The sequence below is a fragment of the Delftia deserti genome (assembly GCF_042653485.1).
In the GTDB taxonomy this organism is placed as follows: Bacteria; Pseudomonadota; Gammaproteobacteria; order Burkholderiales; family Burkholderiaceae_C; genus Comamonas; species Comamonas acidovorans.
The window spans coordinates 6,298,943-6,317,294 of sequence record NZ_JBHSIH010000001.1; the positions used below are offsets into that span (position 1 = coordinate 6,298,943).

General features: G+C 67.7%; 18 protein-coding genes and 2 tRNA genes. 11 read left to right on the forward strand and 9 right to left on the reverse strand.

Annotated features, from left to right (window positions below; translation table 11 throughout):
* Positions 1 to 82: 82 nt before the first annotated feature.
* Both ACFPFG_RS29660 and ACFPFG_RS29665 read left to right on the forward strand, forming a co-directional pair.
* A complete protein-coding gene (locus ACFPFG_RS29660) occupies positions 83 to 493 on the forward strand; it encodes a MerR family transcriptional regulator (protein WP_183020594.1) in 411 nt (136 codons plus the stop codon).
* Positions 494 to 523: 30 nt separating this feature from the next.
* Positions 524 to 600 (forward strand) — tRNA-Pro (locus ACFPFG_RS29665).
* Between the two features lie 100 nt (positions 601 to 700).
* On the opposite strand, the gene ACFPFG_RS29670 is transcribed toward ACFPFG_RS29665, so the two are convergent.
* Positions 701 to 1,600 (reverse strand): LysR substrate-binding domain-containing protein, encoded by a 900-nt coding sequence (locus tag ACFPFG_RS29670; RefSeq protein ID WP_380109465.1) that lies wholly within the window; start codon positions 1,598 to 1,600, stop codon positions 701 to 703.
* Between the two features lie 152 nt (positions 1,601 to 1,752).
* Between ACFPFG_RS29670 and ydiJ the strand changes: the two genes are divergently transcribed.
* The 4 genes from ydiJ (at position 1,753) to ACFPFG_RS29690 (ending at position 6,511) form a co-directional block, all read left to right on the forward strand.
* Positions 1,753 to 4,806 carry a D-2-hydroxyglutarate dehydrogenase YdiJ gene (gene ydiJ / locus ACFPFG_RS29675; RefSeq protein ID WP_380109468.1) on the forward strand — a complete coding sequence of 1,018 codons (3,054 nt, stop codon included), beginning with the start codon at positions 1,753 to 1,755 and terminating at the stop codon, positions 4,804 to 4,806.
* Positions 4,807 to 4,913: 107 nt separating this feature from the next.
* Positions 4,914 to 4,990 (forward strand) — tRNA-Pro (locus ACFPFG_RS29680).
* A 217-nt stretch (positions 4,991 to 5,207) separates the two neighbouring features.
* Entirely contained in the window at positions 5,208 to 5,558 is a 351-nt protein-coding gene (locus tag ACFPFG_RS29685; RefSeq protein ID WP_012206405.1) for a single-stranded DNA-binding protein, read from the forward strand.
* A 134-nt stretch (positions 5,559 to 5,692) separates the two neighbouring features.
* Positions 5,693 to 6,511 (forward strand): MetQ/NlpA family ABC transporter substrate-binding protein, encoded by an 819-nt coding sequence (locus ACFPFG_RS29690; RefSeq protein ID WP_197955843.1) that lies wholly within the window; start codon positions 5,693 to 5,695, stop codon positions 6,509 to 6,511.
* Between the two features lie 184 nt (positions 6,512 to 6,695).
* Here the strand turns inward: ACFPFG_RS29690 and ACFPFG_RS29695 are convergent, their stop codons facing one another.
* The 6 genes from ACFPFG_RS29695 to ACFPFG_RS29720 all read right to left on the reverse strand — a co-directional run bounded on the left by ACFPFG_RS29695 (position 6,696) and on the right by ACFPFG_RS29720 (position 12,135).
* Entirely contained in the window at positions 6,696 to 7,421 is a 726-nt protein-coding gene (locus ACFPFG_RS29695) for a nitroreductase (RefSeq protein ID WP_183020591.1), read from the reverse strand.
* A 4-nt stretch (positions 7,422 to 7,425) separates the two neighbouring features.
* Entirely contained in the window at positions 7,426 to 8,634 is a 1,209-nt protein-coding gene (locus tag ACFPFG_RS29700; RefSeq protein ID WP_380109471.1) for a thiolase family protein, read from the reverse strand.
* On the reverse strand, positions 8,631 to 10,127 hold the full coding sequence (locus ACFPFG_RS29705; protein ID WP_380109473.1) for an AMP-binding protein: 1,497 nt from the start codon (positions 10,125 to 10,127) through the stop codon (positions 8,631 to 8,633). The genes ACFPFG_RS29700 and ACFPFG_RS29705 overlap by 4 nt, the downstream gene beginning before the upstream one ends.
* Entirely contained in the window at positions 10,120 to 10,713 is a 594-nt protein-coding gene (locus ACFPFG_RS29710) for a biotin transporter BioY (protein ID WP_013801685.1), read from the reverse strand. The genes ACFPFG_RS29705 and ACFPFG_RS29710 overlap by 8 nt, the downstream gene beginning before the upstream one ends.
* A gap of 70 nt (positions 10,714 to 10,783) precedes the next feature.
* A complete protein-coding gene (locus ACFPFG_RS29715) occupies positions 10,784 to 11,377 on the reverse strand; it encodes an energy-coupling factor transporter transmembrane component T family protein (RefSeq protein ID WP_043820550.1) in 594 nt (197 codons plus the stop codon).
* A 17-nt stretch (positions 11,378 to 11,394) separates the two neighbouring features.
* Complete coding sequence (locus ACFPFG_RS29720; protein ID WP_183020588.1) at positions 11,395 to 12,135, reverse strand: energy-coupling factor ABC transporter ATP-binding protein; 741 nt, start codon at positions 12,133 to 12,135, stop codon at positions 11,395 to 11,397.
* Positions 12,136 to 12,520: 385 nt separating this feature from the next.
* Here ACFPFG_RS29720 and ACFPFG_RS29725 point away from each other — a divergent pair, with 385 nt between their 5' ends.
* From ACFPFG_RS29725 to ACFPFG_RS29740, 4 genes are all read left to right on the forward strand, one after another.
* Complete coding sequence (locus tag ACFPFG_RS29725) at positions 12,521 to 13,402, forward strand: methionine ABC transporter ATP-binding protein (protein WP_183020587.1); 882 nt, start codon at positions 12,521 to 12,523, stop codon at positions 13,400 to 13,402.
* A 51-nt stretch (positions 13,403 to 13,453) separates the two neighbouring features.
* On the forward strand, positions 13,454 to 14,119 hold the full coding sequence (locus tag ACFPFG_RS29730) for a methionine ABC transporter permease (protein ID WP_012206396.1): 666 nt from the start codon (positions 13,454 to 13,456) through the stop codon (positions 14,117 to 14,119).
* Between the two features lie 62 nt (positions 14,120 to 14,181).
* Complete coding sequence (locus ACFPFG_RS29735) at positions 14,182 to 15,012, forward strand: MetQ/NlpA family ABC transporter substrate-binding protein (RefSeq protein ID WP_013801689.1); 831 nt, start codon at positions 14,182 to 14,184, stop codon at positions 15,010 to 15,012.
* Positions 15,013 to 15,107: 95 nt separating this feature from the next.
* A complete protein-coding gene (locus tag ACFPFG_RS29740; protein ID WP_380109479.1) occupies positions 15,108 to 15,656 on the forward strand; it encodes an NADPH-dependent FMN reductase in 549 nt (182 codons plus the stop codon).
* Between the two features lie 91 nt (positions 15,657 to 15,747).
* Here ACFPFG_RS29740 and ACFPFG_RS29745 read toward each other — a convergent pair whose 3' ends face one another.
* Both ACFPFG_RS29745 and ACFPFG_RS29750 read right to left on the reverse strand, forming a co-directional pair.
* Positions 15,748 to 16,236, reverse strand: a complete 489-nt coding sequence (locus tag ACFPFG_RS29745; RefSeq protein WP_197955848.1) for a hypothetical protein — start codon at positions 16,234 to 16,236, stop codon at positions 15,748 to 15,750.
* A gap of 335 nt (positions 16,237 to 16,571) precedes the next feature.
* Positions 16,572 to 17,213, reverse strand: a complete 642-nt coding sequence (locus ACFPFG_RS29750) for an FMN-dependent NADH-azoreductase (protein ID WP_183021876.1) — start codon at positions 17,211 to 17,213, stop codon at positions 16,572 to 16,574.
* 164 nt (positions 17,214 to 17,377) lie between these two features.
* Between ACFPFG_RS29750 and ACFPFG_RS29755 the strand changes: the two genes are divergently transcribed.
* Positions 17,378 to 18,307, forward strand: a complete 930-nt coding sequence (locus ACFPFG_RS29755) for a LysR family transcriptional regulator (protein ID WP_016453282.1) — start codon at positions 17,378 to 17,380, stop codon at positions 18,305 to 18,307.
* Positions 18,308 to 18,352 lie beyond the last annotated feature (45 nt).

An 18,352-nucleotide genomic window follows, 5' to 3' on the forward strand; every position in this document is an offset into this window, starting at 1 on the left:
TGTGCAGTAGGCTCGGCCTTCTTCCCGGATCGGCGTCCGCGCACCAGCGGCATTGCACATCCTGACCTCATCCACATTTGCCATGGCTTCACTTCTGCCCCAGATTCCCGCCAAGCGCTACTTCACCATCGGTGAGGTCGCGGATCTGTGCGACGTCAAGCCGCATGTGCTGCGCTATTGGGAGCAGGAGTTCACGCAGCTGCGTCCCATGAAGCGGCGCGGCAACCGCCGCTACTACCAGCACCACGAAGTGCTGATGATCCGGCGCATCCGTGAGCTGCTCTACGAGCAGGGCTTCACCATCAACGGCGCGCGCAACCGCCTGCGCGAAGCCTCGGGGTCTGCCGTGGTTCCCGCGCTGCAGGCCGGTGTCGTGGTGTCGGCGCCGGCTGCCGCGCCGCTGCTCGGCGGCGATGCCGCGGCCAGCGTTTCGCTGGAGCCGGAGGCCGTGCGTGAAGAGCTTTTGCAGATTCGTGCGCTGCTTTCTATTTGAGAGCAAAAAGCTGTATATAATTGAATTCTTCGGCGTGTAGCGCAGCCTGGTAGCGCACTTGCATGGGGTGCAAGGGGTCGCGAGTTCGAATCCCGCCACGCCGACCATAAATGAATACGGACCACAGCTTCTGGCTGTGGTCCGTTTTTCTTTGTGCCATTGCCAACCGCTACCAACCGCTCAAGGGGAGCGGCCGTTGCGCAGGAATCAACCCTGAGCGCAGGTCTCAAGCAGCCATTGCCGGAAGGCTGCCAGCGCCGGCAGTGTCGCGTTCCTCTCGGGATAGACCAGGTAGTAGCTGCGCTGGCTGGGGATGGCGTCTCCCACCACGTGCAGCTCACCGCGCGCTATCTCCTCTTCCACCAGTACCCGGGGCACCAGGCCCACGCCCATGCCTGCCAGCACGGCCTGTATCAGGTGCGAGGTCAGCTCGAAGCTCGGCCCTATCCGCATCTGCCGGTGATCGAGCCGATAGTGCGTGAACCACTCGCTCCAGGCCTGCCGGTTGCTGGCCACCGTGAGCAGCACCTGCTGGCCAGCCCAGTCCGGCGTGGCTGCTGCCTGCCCGGCCTGCTGCAGCGCCTGCGGGCTGGCCACCGCCACCAGAAACTCGTGGTACAGGCGGTGCGCGGTCAGCCCGGGCCAGTCCCCCGTGCCCACGGTGATGGCGGCGTCTATCTCTGCGCTGTCGAAATCGATATCGCCGATGCGCGAGTGGATGTGCATCGTCACCCCGGGCTGGGCCTGGTAGAAGCCATGCAGGTGCGGCAGCAGCCATTTGGAGCCGAAGGTGGGCAGGGTGGCCAGATTGAGGGTGCCACCGCCGGACTGGCGTGACATGGCCTGCAGCGTGGCGCTGCGTATGCGGCCCAGCGCGGCGCCCAGGTCGATGAAGTAGCGGCGTCCCACGTCGGTCAGGCGCACCGTGCGGCCCTCGCGGCGGAACAGGCGGATGCCCAACTGCGCCTCCAGTGTCTGCACCTGCCGGCTGATGGCGCTCTGACTGAGCGACAGCTCCTCGGCCGCGCGCGCATAGCTTTCGTGGCGCGCGGCCGCCTCGAAGACCAGCAGCAGGGACATGGAGGGTGTCAGGCGTCGGTAATTCATGAGTTTTATGCAGTGTTTACGGCAGCAATTTTCGTTTGTTCCAGAGGAAGAGTGTAGAGATACTTGCGGCCATGGTCGGCCTGAAATCGTGTATTGCATGCATGGATTTCCTGGGCTGATCGCCTGCAACAAATCTCCCCACCCTGCCTTCCATGTCGATTGCCCCACTGCCCCACGCCAGCGCCCCCGTGCCTGCCCAATATCTTGAGTTTCTTGAAGCGCTGAAGGCCGCCGGCTTCGAGGGCGACGTGGACACGGACCATGCCAGCCGCACCGTGCTGGCCACGGACAACTCCATCTACCAGCGCATGCCGCAGGCGGCCATCTACCCGCGTCACGCCGAGGATGTGGCCAGGGCGGCGCAGGTGCTGGCGCGGCCTGAGTTCCGCGATGTGGTGCTGACACCGCGCGGCGGCGGCACGGGCACGAACGGGCAGTCGCTCACGCATGGCGTGACCATGGACTTGTCGCGGCACATGAACGGCATCCTGGAAATCAATGCCGAGCGGCGCTGGGTGCGCGTGCAGGCCGGCGTGGTCAAGGACCAGCTCAACGCCGCGCTCAGGCCGCACGGGCTGTTCTTTGCCCCCGAGCTGTCCACCTCCAACCGCGCCACCATCGGCGGCATGATCAACACCGATGCCAGCGGGCAGGGCAGCTGCACCTATGGCAAGACGCGCGACCACGTGCTGGCGCTGGACTTCGTGCTGCTCGGTGGCGAGCGCCTGCACAGCGCGCCGCTGGATGCCGAGGCGCTGGAGCGCATGTGCGCCGATTCGGGGCGCATCGGCAAGGTGCACCGCACGGCGCGGCGCATCAGCGATGACCAGGCGGAGTTGATCGAGGCCAGATTCCCCAAGCTCAACCGCTGCCTCACCGGCTATGACCTGGCCCATCTGCGCGAAGGCGACGGGCGCTTCAACCTCAACAGCGTGCTGTGCGGCGCCGAAGGCTCGCTGGGCTTCGTGGTGGAGGCGCGGCTCAACGTGCTGCCCATTCCCCGCTATTCGGTGCTGGTCAACGTGCGCTATGCGGGCTTCATGGATGCGCTGCGCGATGCGCGTGCGCTGATGGCGCACCGGCCGCTGTCCATCGAGACGGTGGACTCCAAGGTGCTGCTGCTGGCCATGAAGGACTTCGTCTGGAGCAGCGTGGCCGAGTACTTCCCGCAGGACGGGCAGCGCCCCACGCTGGGCATCAACCTGGTGGAATTCAGCGGCGACGATCCGCAGGAGGTCGATGGCCGCGTGCAGGCCTTCCTCGCGCACCTGGGCGCCGACGCCTCGGTGGAGCGGCTGGGCCACACGCTGGCGGCCGGCAATGCAGCGGTGCACCGCGTCTATGCCATGCGCAAGCGCGCCGTGGGCCTGCTGGGCAATGTGGCGGGCGAGGCGCGGCCCCAGCCCTTTGTCGAAGACACGGCCGTGCCGCCCGAGAACCTGCCCGAGTTCATTGCCGAGTTCCGCGCGCTGCTGGACAGCCACGGCCTGCAGTACGGCATGTTCGGCCACGTCGATGCCGGCGTGCTGCATGTGCGCCCCATCCTGGACATGAAGAACCCCGTGGACGCCGCCCTGGTGCGCCCCATCTCCGACGCGGTGGCCGAACTCACGCAGCGCCATGGCGGCCTGCTGTGGGGCGAGCACGGCAAGGGCCTGCGCTCCGAATATGTGCCGGCCTTCTTCGGCGAGCTGTATCCCTCGCTGCAGCAGCTCAAGGCCGCCTTCGACCCGCACAACCAGCTCAACCCCGGCAAGATCGCCACGCCGCCGGCCAGCAAGACCTTGCTGCTCAAGGTGGACGGCGTCACCACGCGCGGCGAGCTGGACCGGCAGATCGACGAGCGGGTATGGCAAAGCTATGGCGCAGCCATGCACTGCAACGGCAACGGCGCCTGCTACAACTTCGACCCGGACGATGCCATGTGCCCGTCCTGGAAGGCCACGCGCCAGCGCGTGCATTCGCCCAAGGGCCGGGCCTCGCTGATGCGCGAATGGCTGCGCCTGCAGGGGCAGGCCGGCGTGAACGTGCTGGAGGTCGCGCAACGGCCCCAGCCCTTCCTGTCCAGCCTGGCCGCGCGCTGGCGCAACAGCCGCGCGGCGCGTCGCGGCGAGGCCGATTTCTCGCACGAGGTCTATGACGCCATGGCCGGCTGCCTGGCCTGCAAGTCCTGCGCCGGGCAGTGTCCCGTCAAGGTCAACGTGCCCGAATTTCGCTCGCGCTTTCTGGAGCTGTACCACCGCCGCTACCTGCGGCCCGTGCGTGACTACCTGATCGGCTCGCTGGAATTCACCATGCCGTGGCTGGCCCGCATGCCCGCGCTCTACAACGGGGTGATGGGCTCGCCATGGATGCGCGATGTGCTCAGCCGTCGCATCGGCATGGTCGATGGCCCGCTGCTGAGCCGGCTGGACCTGGCCGCCACCTTGCGGCAATGGAAGGTGCGCGCGGCCGATGCGCAGGCGCTGGCCGCGCTCACGCCAGAGCAGCGCGCTCGCAGCGTGGTCATCGTGCAGGACAGCTTTACCCGCTACTTCGAGACCGGCCAGCTGCAGGTGCTGATCGAGCTGGCGGCACGCCTGGGATTCCAGGTCTGGCTGGCGCCGCTGCTTCCCAATGGCAAGCCGCTGCATGTGCAGGGATTCATGGGCGCCTTTGCCAAGGCGGCCATCCGCAATGCCGCGCAACTGGCGCAACTGGCGCAGTCCGGCGTTGCGCTGGTGGGACTCGACCCGGCCATGACGCTGGCCTATCGGCAGGAATACCTCAAGGTGCCGGGCATGGGCGAGGTGCCGAAGGTCGCGCTGCCCCAGGAGTGGCTGCTGCAGGTGCTCCCCGAGGCAGTGACCAGTGTGGCCGGCGTGGCCTACCGGCTGCTGCCGCACTGCACTGAAAAGACCAACGCGCCCGACAGCGGCAAGCAGTGGTCGCAGCTTTTCGAGCGACGGGGGCTGCGCCTGAGCGTGGAGGCCACGGGCTGCTGCGGCATGTCGGGCACCTACGGGCATGAGGCGCGCAACCTCGAAACCTCCAAGACCATCTATGCCCAGTCATGGGAGAAACAGATCGAGAGCAAGCAGAACCTGGGCGAGCCGCTGGCCACCGGCTATTCCTGCCGCAGCCAGGTCAAGCGACTGTCTGCACGCCAGCTGCGCCATCCGTTGGAGGCCTTGCTGGACCACGTTCGTGCCACGCATCAGGGGTGAGAAGATGCGGGGGCTGATCGTCGCCATTTCAGAAATTTGCAGACATTTTTGAAAAATCTCTGCATTTTCCCTGAAGGCCTGTTTTTAGTCCCTATAATTCAATGCTTCGGCGTGTAGCGCAGCCTGGTAGCGCACTTGCATGGGGTGCAAGGGGTCGCGAGTTCGAATCCCGCCACGCCGACCAAAACGCAAAGCTCCTGACGGAAACGTCAGGAGCTTTTTGCTTTGTACGTTCGTTTTTTGCACTTTCGATTTTGCGCGCGATGGCGCCTTGCTGCGAAGAGAAAGTGCAGCTTCGCCAAGCAGGTCCATCACGGATGGCGAGGGCAGCCAGCGCATGAAAAGTCCATGCACCGCGAAGATGCGCGTCCCGGTCTGGACACGTAAAACCTGCACCTACAATGGCGTCTTTTGTAACTGACGATTTCTTCCTGGTCTCGCACATGATGGATGGACTGATTACCGGCAGACTCACCGGTACGCCCGAACACCGCAGCGACCGCAATCGGCGCCCCTTCATGGTGGCCCGCGTGCGCTCCGAGGCATCCGATGGCACTTCCATCCCGGTCAACGTGGTTGCATTCGACGCCCAGGCCTGCGAGGTGCTGCGCAATCTGATCGAAGGCGATGCCGTGGCGCTGCGCGGCAGCTTCACGCCCAAGGTCTGGATAGACCGCCAGGAACAACCCCACCCTGTGCTGGACGTCGTGGCCCACCAGGTAATGGCAACGCCCGAGTTCCAGGACCGCTGACGCCCGCGCTGCGGCGCCGGTTGTGAGCTACTGAAAAAACTGTCTATCCGCAGTGCGCCGGCACGGTCGCCGCGCGCTGTGTTGGCGCTACAGTGTGCGCCTGTGTTTTTGACAGGTTACAAGGAACCGCATCCATGCCCACCAAGCGCCATTTCCTCCGCCGCACGCTCACGGCCGCCGCTGTTGCCAGCACCGCCGCCATGACCCTGCTGGCCATGCCCGCGCAGGCGCAGGACAAGCCCATCAAGGTCGGCGTCACGGCCGGCCCGCACGCCCAGATCATGGAGCAGGTCAAGAAGGTCGCCGAGAAGAACGGCCTGAAGATCCAGATCGTGGAATTCGGCGACTACGTGCAGCCCAATGCCGCGCTGTCTGCCGGTGACCTGGACGCCAACAGCTACCAGCACCGCCCCTACCTCGACGCCCAGGTGCGCGACCGCGGCTACAAGATCGGCTGGGTGGCCGACACGGTGAATTTCCCCATCGGCATCTATTCCAAGAAGATCAAGCAGCTGGCCGACCTGCCCCAGGGCGCCAAGTTCGGCATCCCCAACGATCCCACCAACGGTGGCCGCGTGCTGCTGCTGCTGCAGGCGCAGGGCCTGATCAAGCTCAAGGAAAGCGCGGGCCTGAAGGCCACGCCGCTGGACGTGGTCTCCAACCCCAAGAAGCTGCGCTTCGTGGAGCTGGACGCGGCCCAGCTGCCACGCTCGCTGGATGACCTGGACGCCTCGGCCATCAACACCAACTTCGCGATCTCGGCCGGCCTGAACCCCAAGACCGATGCCATTGCCCAGGAAAACGCCAAGAACCCCTATGTGAACATCCTGGTCGCGCGCGATGCCGACAAGGGCAAGCCCTGGGTGGCGCAGCTGATCAAGGCCTATCACTCCGATGAAGTGCGCCAGTTCATCGATGTGCAGTTCAAGGGGTCGGTGATCCCTGCGTTTTGATAGGAAGCACCCCCTGAGCGGCTGACGCCGCTTCCCCCTCTCTCGCTTCGCGGGAGGGGGACGACACCCTCGCGGCGGGGCTGCCCTTGCTCGGTGTCCCTCGTTTTGGGCTGCGCCGGTTTCGGTCGCCGTATTCAGTGCTAGCGAGGGCTGAATTGCAAAAGCTGCCATTGGCAGCTTTTTTTCATTCCCCCAGCACTCTGAAGTATTCGCCCAGCGGTGCGCGGGTGGTCTGGGTGCGGTTGACGGGGGCGGCCTCGTCGGGCCAGCCCAGGGCCAGGCCGCAGACGATGTGCTCGCCGGGCGCAAGGTCGAGCACGCGGCGCACGGTGTCGGGGTAGGAGGCCAGGGCGCCGATGGCGCAGCTGCCCAGGCCCTGGGCGGCTGCGGCCATTTGCAGGCCGTACAGGGCCATGCCCAGGTCCATGTAGCCGCCTGCGCCGAAGCGGGAGTCAATGCTCACGACCAGGGCCACGGGCGCATCGAAGAAGCGGTAGTTGCGGCCGAACTGCGCGTCGCGCCCGGCACGGTCCTCGCGGGCCACGCCCAGGGCGCTGTACAGGGCCTGGGCCGATGCTACCTGGCGCTTGCGCAGCGCCATGGGCATGGGGCGGGGGAAGTAGCCGTAGTCCTCGCGCTCAGGCGCTCCGCCTTGCCAGTCGGCCAGCAGTGCCTGTGTGAGTGCGCCGCGCAGGCTGCCGCGCACCTGGATGAACTGGCCTGGCTGCAGGTTGCCGCCGCTGGGCGCCCGGCGGGCCGAGTGCAGCAACTGGTGCAGCAGCGCATCCGGCACGGGATCGGGCCGGTAGGCGCGCACGGAGCGGCGCGCGTGCACCAGGGCCTCATGCGCATCGCCAAAGGGAAGGGTGTCGGGCGGTGGGTTGGCGGACATGGGAAATGCGGAGTCCATGGATTCAAAGCGCCTGCACAAGGCAGGCCGCGCCTATGCCGCCCGCACCTGCAATGGCGGCCAGGCCCAGGGCCGGTCTGTGGGCTGCTGGCGTGCGGTGCAGGTCGCAGAGCATGCGCACCAGCGCAACCGCGCCCGATGCGCCAATGGGATGGCCGCGCGCCAGGCCGCCGCCGCCGGTGTTGAGCTGCTGCAGCGGCAGGCCCAGGGTTTCGGCAAAGGCCAGGGCCTGCACGGCGAAGGCATCGTGCAATTCCACAGCCCGGAGCTCTGCCGCAGTCAGGCAAGGCAGCTGCAGCGCTGCGGCTGCACGCTCCAGCACCTGCTGGGCCGCCAGTGCGGCGGCGACCAGCGGTGTTTCGGGCGCATGGCCCAGCGAGGCACTGGCCACCCAGCGGGCGCGTGGCTGCAGGCCCAGGCGCGCACAGGCCTGCGGCGTGGCCAGCAGCACCAGGGCGGCGCCATCGGCCTTGGGCGAGATGGTGGGCGTGCTCAGCGCATGGCGCTGGCGTGCATGGGCGTCAACGGCGCCACCCGCTTCGGCCACCACGGGCATGCGGGCAACGCGGGCCGGGTTCAAGGCGCGCGGATAGGCGTCGTGGTCCAGCCCCGCCATGGGCACGATCTCTTGGGCCAGCCGGTCGCGGTGCGCGAGCGCCAGCGCGTGGCTGTGGATGGCATGGGCTTCCTGAACGGCGCGGGTGATGCCATGGGCCAGCGCGTGGTCGGCGGCCGATTGCAGCAGGTCCGGGTCGCGTGCGGGGTCGGGGGCGAACGCGGGGCGGTCATAGGTGACGGGCAACTCGCCTGCATGGCGCGGGCGTGTCTGGCGGATGGGGGCGCGGCTCCAGGCCTCGGCACCACCGGCCACCACAATATCGGCCTGGCCCGACATCAGCAGGCCCGCAGCCAGGGCCACGCTGTCCAGGCCCGAGCAGCATTGGGTGTCCACGCTGTGGGCCGCGCAGCGCTCCGGCAGGCCCGCAGCCAGGGCCAGCATGCGGGCCGGGTTGCCGCCTGCGCCCAGGGCGTTGCCTAAGACCACGGCATCCACGGCATCCACGGCCCGCGCAGGCAGGCCGGCCCGGGCCAGCAGGGCCTGGAGCACGGGTGCGCCCAACTCGTGCGCCGCAAGTTCGCGCAGCGCACCGCCCACGGGAGCGACGGGGCTGCGCGCCCAGGCCAGGATGACGGGGGCGTCGTGCGGGTTCATGGCAGGGGCAGCAGCGCGGGTTCGCCGGGCCGTGCCTGGCCGGTGGCAGTGGCCGCCAGCGCGCGCGCCAGACGGCCGTGGTCGGTCTTGCCGCTGGCGGTCTGCGGCCAGTCGGCGCAGCTCCACCATTGGCGCGGCAGCTTGTAGCTTTCCAGGCGCTCGCGCAGCCAGGCCGCCAGCGCCTGTGCGGAGCCTGCGGGCGCGGCGCCGTGCCATTGCACGACGGCGTGCACCTGCATGCCGCGCAGGGCGTCGGGCAGGCCTTGGATGGAGACCTGGGCCACGCCCGGGTGCGCGGCCAGCAGGGTCTCGACTTCCTCGGGGAACAGGTTCTTGCCCTGGGTGACGAGCATGCGGCTCTGGCGCCCGGCCAGGCACAGCTGGCCGCCGGCATCGATATGGCCCATGTCGCGCACGGACAGCCATTCGCCGTCGCGCAGCGCGGCCGTGCCGTCGCGGGCCTCGCCCACATAGTCCATGAACAGCATGGGGCTGCGCATGTAGATCAGGCCGTCCTCGCCCGGCTGCAGGGGCTGGTCGCCGGGCTGCTGCGTGGCGGGGCGGATCTGCAACTGCACATTGCTGAAGGGCCGGCCCACGGCCTGGGGCGGGGCCTGTTCGTCGGCCTCCATCCAGGCGATGAAGCTGGCCTCCGAGGCGCCGTAGAACTCGATGATGCGTGCGCGCGGAAACAGCGCGCGCAGGGCCGGGGTCTGGGCGCGCATCCAGCGCGCGCCGCTGATCATGACCAGTTCCACCTCGGGGATGGGCGCCAGCGCGCGGTGTGCGGCCCATTGCAGCATCAGCAGCAACTGGCTGGGCACGGCGACCAGGCAGGGCGCCTCGCCGCGCGCCAGGCTGGCCAGGCAGCGCGTCGCCGAGAACCGCTCCTGCACCACGGCGCCTTCGCCGCACCACAGGCCCTGCATCACGCCGAACAGGAACAGGGAATGCGAGATGCGCCCGGGTGCCATGGTGCGCTGCGCGGCCACGGCGCCGAAGTCCTGCAGGCAGACGCGAAAGCTCTCTGTCCACGAACGGTGGTGGCGCATGAAGCCCTTGGGCAGGCCGGTGCTGCCCGAGGTGAAGCCGGTGTAGAAGGCGCAGGTGGCCGTGGCCTCGGCCAGCGGGCTGGGCGCGGTGGGCAGCCAGCCCTCGATGCGGCTGCGCACGGCATCGGGCCAATCAGGGTCGGCCACGGCGGCGCAGCGGCCGCTGTGCAGGATGGCGAGGAATTCGACGATGGCATCCACGGTGCTGGCGCTGCCACCCGTGTCCAGCAGCAGCATCTCTGGCGCCTGGCCGGCCACCAGCGCGGCCGAGCGCTGCAGCACGGCGGCATGCAGCGCGGCAAAGCTCCATTGGCCCGCCTCGCTTTGCAGTGCCATCGCTTCGGGGCGCTGCCGGGCCCAATGCTCCAGCGGGCCATGGACCAGGGTCCACGGGTGCTGCAGCGGCGCGGCCAGCGGGTGGGGCGCGAGCGGCTCAACCATGCTGGCGGCCTCCGAACGGCCAGTCCGGCATGCCGCGCGCCACCGTGTGCACCACCAGGGCGCACAGCACGCACTTGATCAGATCGCCGGGCACGAACAGCAAGGTGGCCATGAAGGCCTGCGACAGGCTGAGCTTGGCCATCAGCATGAGGCCCAGCACGCCGAAGGCATGCAGGGCCACCAGCCCGCCGAGCGCCGAGGCCGCAAAGGCGCTGAACGCCGCGCGCCGGGGAGACCCTTGGGGCAGCGCACGCATGACCAGGCCGGCAATGCAGGCCGCCAGCGGGTAGCCGAGCAGGTAGCCGGCCGAGGGCGCCATGAAGACGGCAATGCCGCCGCGCCCGCCCGACAGCAGGGGCAGGCCCACGGCCACGGCCGCGAGGAACAGCAGCATGGACTGCATGCCGCGCCAGGGGCCGAGCATCACGCCGGCCAGCATCACGCCCAGCGACTGGATGGTGATGGGCACGCCCAGCGGCAGGTCGATCTTGGGAATCAGGCCCATGACCGCCATCAGCGCCGCAAACAGCGAGACCTGGGCCATGGAGCGCGCAGAGGCGCGTGAGACGGTGGAGGGGGCGGTCATGGACGGTTCTCGGAAGGTTCTCGCAAGGCTTTTGCGTATGGATCGGTCGGGAAATGGGGCTGGGCAGGCCTCAGCGGCCCAGGCGCGCCCACAGCGCATCGGACACGCGGCGAGTGGCCTGCAGCATGTGGATGGTCAGCGGCGCAATCAGGCGCAGGCCGCCGGCGCGGCCCGTGCGCAGCCGGTGGGCATCATCCATGCGCTTCCACTGCACGAAGAAATGCTCGGTGAAACGCAGCATCAATGCCAGCTGCAGGGCCACCTGTTCGGGGGAGATGCCGATGCGCTCCAGCGGCGCCAGCAGCCGCTCCAGCACATCGACCAGATCGCTGGGGCGCGTGCTCACGGTCAGCGCCATGCCCAGCGTGGAGGCGCAGACCAGGCGCAGCGCGCTGGCGGCTGCCAGGGCGTAGTGCTGCATCCACACATGGAAGGCAGCGACCAGCAGGGCGGCCACGGTGACCGACAGCATGAGCCGCCGTGCGCCCTCGGTGGCGCGGCCCAGCGACAGCCACAGCAGGCCGCAGGCGGCGCCGGCCAGGGCCAGCAGCCACGGTGAATCGATGAGGAACAGGCCCGTTCCCAGCAGCGCCATGAGCAGCAGCTTGCGGCCCGCGCTCCAGGCATGGAGCCAGCTGGTGTATTCGCTGTAGAGGCTTCCCATGGCGGCCGGCTCCTGCGTCAGTCCTGCGCTTGCAGCCGCCGGGCCACGTCGGCTTCATAGGCCGCGCAGACCGCGTGGCCGGGGCCGTCTGCGCGCACTTGGCCGCGCTCCAGCCAGAGCACGCGGCCAAAGCTGCGCACGTGGTCCAGCACATGGGTGGAGACCAGGATCTGCTGCTCGGCGGCCGCGATGTCCCGGGCCAGCCGCGCCTGGCCCGGCAGGTCCAGGCTGGCGAAGGGCTCGTCCAGCAGCAGCACGCGCGGCGCGGCAATGAGCAGGGCCAGCCAGCACACCTGCTGGCGCTGGCCCTGGCTGAGTCCGGCCACGGCGCGCGGAGCCCAGTCGGCCAGGCCGCGGCTGGCCAGCAGGGCGCGGGCGCGCTCCGTGGCCTCGCGCCGCGAGATGCCCGAAGGGCGCAGACCCAGGGCCAGCTCTTCCGCCACGGTGGGGAAGATGATCTGGTCGTCGGGGTTCTGGAACATCAACCCGACCTGGCCCGGGCGCCGCGCACGGGCCTCGTGCAGTTCGGTGCCGTCCAGCAGCACGCGCCCGGCCTCGGGCGCATCCAGGCCGCACAGCAGACGGAACAGGCTGGTCTTGCCGGCGCCGTTGTCGCCGATGAGGCCCACGCGCGGCTCGTCCAGCCGCAGGTCGAGTCCGTCAAAGACTGTTGTGATGCCGCGCCGCAGGCGCACGGCTTCCACGCGCAGGCTGGCGGCGAGGGCTTGGCGGTTGGCGGTCGGGGAGGATTCGGGCATGGCAAAGGAAAGCGGGTACTTACCTGTAATGCACGCAACAGCAAGGGATCTTGCCGTTGTACAGGCCTGTCGGGGCGGATTCTAGCAATGCCGTCCAGGCCGTACATCAAGGCTTGAAAGACGGCAATCGATATAAGCACCGTATTTTTTATTCTTTTGTTTGAACAACGTTTTGCAACACACTCGTTAGAACACTAATGACGGCAGATCCTGGGGATTCGCCTGTGCTTGGCGACGACGCAAGACAACGCATGCCCATCGGCTTGCAACTGCGTCCAACTGCGCAGCACAGGGCCCGGAAATTGCGCGCCATTGCCTGGAGATGGCGGTGCAAAGGCTGCCGTTGCCGATTCCAGGACCGTTTTCACTGCCGAACCGAGACTCCATGACCGTCCAGACCGCCCATTTGGCCCCGGAAACCGCGCTGATCCGCCTGCGCGACCTGCAAAAGAAATTTGTAACAGCCGATGGCAAGCACTTCGATGCCGTGCGCTCGGTATCGCTGGACATTGGACAGGGCACGGTCTTCGGCCTGATCGGCAAGAGCGGCGCGGGCAAGTCCACGCTGCTGCGCCTGATCAACCTGCTGGAGCGTCCCGACAGCGGCGAGGTGGTGGTGGCGGGCCAGCGCCTGACCGACCTGGGCCGCCGCGCGTTGCGCGAGGCGCGCCAGAACATCGGCATGATCTTCCAGCAGTTCAACCTGCTGCAGAACGCCACCGTGTTCGAGAACGTGGCCTTTCCGCTGCGCATCCACGGTGGCCATTCGCGTGCCCAGATCGAGCAGCGCGTGCGCGAGTGCCTGGACATCGTCGGCCTGACCGACAAGGCGGCCAGCCATCCTGCCCAGCTGTCGGGCGGCCAGAAGCAGCGCGTGGCGATTGCGCGCGCCCTGGCGCCGCGCCCGCAGGTGCTGCTGTGCGACGAGCCCACCTCGGCGCTGGACAGCGAGACCACGCGCTCCATCCTGGCCACGCTGGCCGACATCAACAGCCGCCTGGGCGTGACCATCGTCATCGTCACGCACGAGCTGGCCGTGGTCGATGCGCTGTGCAGCGAGGTGGCCATCATCGAGCAGGGCCAGGTGGCCGAACGCTTCACGCTGCCCGCCCTGCCGCGGGGACGTGCCTACGAGGCGCCGCAGCGCGCCACGCTGCTGGGCAGCGAACTCGAGGCCCTGCGCGTGGAGCGCGCCGACAAGGCCCTGCGCGAGCGCGGCGCCACCCGTCCCGTGGTGCTGCGCGCCGTGGGTGGCTCCGAGCACTGATGGGGTCTTCGCCCCTTCCCGTTTCCCTCTTCTTTTCGATTCCGCATTCCCATGTCTGAAAACATCGTCGAAATCCTGCCCGAGCTGTGGCTAGCCATGGGCCAGACCCTTTTGATGCTGGGCATCGGCCTGTCGGCCGCCGTGCTCATTGGCGGCCCGCTGGGCGTGCTGCTGTTCCTGCTGGGTCCCGGCCAGTCGCTGGACAACCGCCCGGCCTTCGCCGTGCTGAACTGGACGGTCAACACCGTGCGGTCCTTCCCCTTCATCATCTTGCTGGTCGCCCTCGTGCCCTTCACGCGCTGGCTGGCCGGCACCTCCATCGGCCCGCTGGCTGCGGCCGTGCCGCTGTCCGTGGCGGCCATTCCCTACCTGGCACGCCTGGTGGACCAGTGCCTGCGCGATGTGCCGCGCGGCGTGATCGAGGCCGCGCACGCCATGGGCGCCTCGGAGCTGCAGATCGTCTGGCGCGTGCTGATCGTCGAGGCGCGTTCGGGCCTGGTGCTGGCGCTGACCGTGCTGGCCGTGAGCTTTCTGTCGTATTCGGCCATTGCCGGCGTGGTGGGCGGCGGCGGCATCGGCGACCTGGCCATCCGCTACGGCTACTACCGTTTCCAGACCGATGTGATGGTGCTCACCGTGACCATCCTCGTGGCCATGGTCCAGGTCATCCAGTTCGTGGGCAACACGGCGGCCCGCCGCCTGGACAAGCGCGGCTGAGCGCGCTGTCCGGACCCGCTTTCTTCTTTCTTCCTGCTCTCTCCCAAAAAAAGGATTTCGACATGACCGCATCCCTTTCCTTCGTGCGCCGCCATCTGCTGGCCTCGGCCGCCGCCCTTGCCGCTGCCAGCGTGCTGGCGCTGCCCGCCCACGCCCAGGCCGACAAGAAGCAGCTGGTGATCGGCGGCACGGCAGGCTCCAACATCGACCAGCTCAAGCAGGGCATCGTGCCGCTGCTGCAAAAGAAGGGCTACCAGGTCAAGCTGGTGGAGTTCAACGACTACGTGCAGCCCAACCTGGCGCTGGCCCAGGGCTCGCTGGATGCCAACTTCTTCCAGCACCGCGTCTACCTGCAGAAGTTCGCTGCCGACCAGAAGCTGGACCTGGTGGAGCTGGTGCAAGGCCCCATTGCCCCCCTGGGCGTGTATTCCAAGACCCGCAAGACCCTGGCCGAGGCCAAGGAAGGCGACCGCGTGACCCTGCCCAATGACCCCAGCAACCTTGCGCGCGCGCTGGTGCTGCTGGAGCAGGCCGGACTGATCAAGGCCAAGCCCGGCATCGACCCGCTGCGCGTGTCCGAAAAGGACCTGGCCGAGAATCCGCGCAAACTCAAGTTCATCCCGCTGGAAGCCGCACAGCTGCCGCGTTCGCTGGGCGACACCGAGTACGCCATCATCAACGGCAACTTCGCCATCTCCTCGGGCCTGAAGCTGACCGAGGCCGTCTCGCTGGAAAAGACCCCCGACCACTATCTGAACGTGGTGGCCATCAAGAAGAAGGACCAGGGCACGGCATGGGCCAAGGACCTGGCCGAGGTCTACCGTTCGGCCGAGTTCAAGGCGGTGGTGGACAGCAAGTTCCAGGGCTATGCCAAGCCCTCCTTCCTACAGTGAGCCCGCTGAAGGCAGCCACATAATGGCTGCTTGCGGGAGGTGCCCCTCCCGCCTCTTTCCCGCCCGTTTCCCGCCACTTCCTCCAGGAGCAATGCATGAGCCAGATCAAGGTCGCTGTCATCGTGGGCAGCCTGCGCAAGGATTCCTTCAACCGCAAATTCGCCGACGCAATTGCGCGCCTGGCGCCCGAAGGCCTGGTCTTCGAGCAGGTGGCCATTGATGCGCTGCCGCTGTACAACCAGGACCATGACGGCAATGAGGTGGACGTGGTCAAGCAGTTCCGCGCCCAGATCCAGTCGGCCCAGGCCGTGCTGTTCCTGACGCCCGAGTACAACCGCTCGATTCCCGGCGTGCTCAAGAACGCGCTGGACCAGGGCTCGCGCCCCTACGGCAAGAGCGTCTGGGCCGGCAAGCCCGCTGCCGTGGCCGGCGTCTCCGTGGGTGCCATCGGCACGGCGCTGGCGCAGCAGCATCTGCGCAATGTGCTGGCCTACCTGGACATGCCCACGCTGGCCCAGCCCGAGATCTTCATCCAGGCCAAGGATGGCCTGTTTGCCGAAGACGGCTCCATCGGCACCGGCAGCCGCGACTTCGTGAACGGCTTCGTGCAGAAGTTCGCGGCCTGGGCGCGCAAGCACCAGTGAGCGGTGCGGCAAGGCCGCTCAAGACACAAAAAAGCCCGGCAATGCCGGGCTTTTGCGTTGCGGCTCCTGTGAGCGCAGAGGTCAGGAAGCGTCAGGAAGCGGGAGAAGGGTTGGCAATCGCCGCAGCAGGGCGTGCGGCGGACGACGCCTTCTCGCGTGCCTGGGCCTGGTCGATGGCATCGATGATCACCACGCCCGTCGACTTGACGCCGGGCGCCGAAAAGCCGGCACCTGGCGTCACGCCGGGATGGGCCAGCAGCTTGCGCGTCATCTCCTGGTTCAGCTGCTGCTGGCTGGGCTTGGCGGGGGCAGGCGTGGTGGCGGGCTGCTCGGGCTGCTCTGGCGCAGGTGCCTCGTCGGTGTTGCGCACATAGCTGCGGTACACGCGGGAGTTGAGCTGCTCCTGATCCTGCTCGCGCTGGTACTGCAGGAACTGGTAGACACCGATGCCCACCACGGTGATGGCCAGCAGGGACACGGCGATCACCGTGATCACCAGGTTTTCATCGGACGGCGGGCGTACATGGACATGGACAGGGCCGCGGGGCCGTGCGTGGGAGCGGTGACTTGTGGCTGGCATGGGTGGAACGCAGAAAAAGCAATATGACTGCCTGGGTATCGGCAGATCTGCCGTCTTTCTGAAATGCAGTCGGTTCGTGTCGGACAAAGCCGCGAATAGGGCGGTGATGGTCCAGCCTACCAGCTTCGTGTGTCCGCGAAAGCCCATCGCGCATTGCATTTTTCAAAGGAGGCGCAAAGGCGGATACCTCTTTTGTTCGCCGCAGTCCATTGGGAGCAATCCGGGCTGCCCGGCCCGGCAACTGATGGGGCCACCAAAAGCAAAAGCGCCCGGGCCGAAACCCAGGCGCTTGTCCATTCATTGAGCAGGCAGCCCCCGGCGGGCTGCAATGGCCATCAGGCAGCCAGCGCGGCTTCCTGATTGGCGGCGGCAGCCGCTGCACGCACGATGTCGCTGCGGGCCGATTCCAGGGCCTTGGCCTTGGACTCATCGCCCATGGCCACGCCTTCTGCGCGCACGATGCTCACATCGGTGATGCCCAGGAAGCCGAACACCGTCTTCAGGTAGCTTTCCTGGTGCTCCAGGGCCTGGCCCATTTCGCTGGTGGAGTACACGCCGCCGCGCGTGGAGGCCACGATGACCTTCTTGCCCTTGGCCAGGCCTTCGGGGCCGGCGGCGGTGTAGCGGAAGGTGCGGCCGCCCTGGGCGATGCGGTCGATCCAGGCCTTGAGCTGGCTGGAGATGGTGAAGTTGTAGAACGGGGCGCCGACCACGACCACATCGGCCGCCAGGAACTGGCTCACCAGGGCTTCGGAGATGGCGTTCTGTGCGCGCTCGGCTTCCGTCGTGGCGGCCTGGCCGGTGCGAAAGCCCATGGACACTGCGTTCAGGTGGTCGGGGGCATTCACGGCCAGATCCAGGTATTCGACCTTGGCGCCGGGGTTGGCGGCCACCAGGGCAGCCACGGTCTGGGCGGTCAGTTGGCGGGACACCGAAGCGGCGCCGGTGATGGAAGAGTCGATGTGCAGCACTTGCATGAAAAAGCTCCTGAGATGTCGGTTGGGATCGGCCACTCGGGAAAGCTTGCAGGGCCGACGATGGGATCAATTGTGAATTTGGACAGAGTCTTTGATAAGCCGCCGAAATTGCGATAGATTGTCCTGAATTTGCGGTCAATGAGCACAGGGGAGGGACGCGCGACATGATGGATCTCAACGACATGCTGTACTTCGCCGAGGTGGTGGAGCGCGGCGGCTTCGCCTCTGCCGGGCGGGCGCTGGGCATACCCAAGTCGCGGCTGTCGCGGCGCGTGGCGGAGCTGGAGGCCCGGCTGGGCGTGCGCCTGCTGCAGCGCACCACGCGCAAGCTGTCGCTGACCCAGGTGGGCGAGGCCTATCTGCGCCATTGCCAGGCCATGCGCGATGCGGCCCTGGCCGCCGCCGACACCGTGGCCGAGGTGCAGACCGAGCCGCGCGGCACCATCCGCGTGAGCTGCCCCGTGACCCTGGCCCAGACCGTGCTGGGCGAGCTCATGCCCCAGTTCCTGCAGCGCTGCCCGCTGGTGCATGTGGAGATGCAGGTGACCAACCGGCCCGTGAATCTGGTGGAGGAGGGCATCGACGTGGCGCTGCGCGTGCGCCCCAGCCTGGAGGACAGCGGCTCCATGGTCGTCAAGCGGCTGGATGTGGCGCGCCAGATCCTCGTGGCCAGCCCGGAGCTGCTGGAGCGCCAGGGCACGCCGCGCGCCCTGGCCGACCTGCAGCACCTGGACAGCATGTCCATGTCGGCGGTGGATGGCCAGTCCAGCCTGCTGCTGGTCGGCCCCGAAGGCCGCGAGCAACGCCTGCAACTGCAGCCGCGCTATGTGGTGGATGACCTGCTGACGCTGAAATTCGCTGCGCTGGCCGGCAGCGGCATGTGCTGGCTGCCCGACTACATGTGCCACGAGGAACTGGCCGAGGGCCGGCTCGTGCACCTGCTGCCGGGCTGGGAGCCGCCCCAGGGCATCGTGCACGCGGTCTTCCCCTCGCGGCGCGGCCTGGCGCCGGCCGTGCGGCATTTCCTGGACTTCCTCGGCGAGACCGTGCCAGGGCGCAACAGCCATGCCACGCGCGAGCCGGCGGTACGCTAGGGTTGGGTTGCACCTCGCCACGCCATAAGAAAACAACAAAACGTT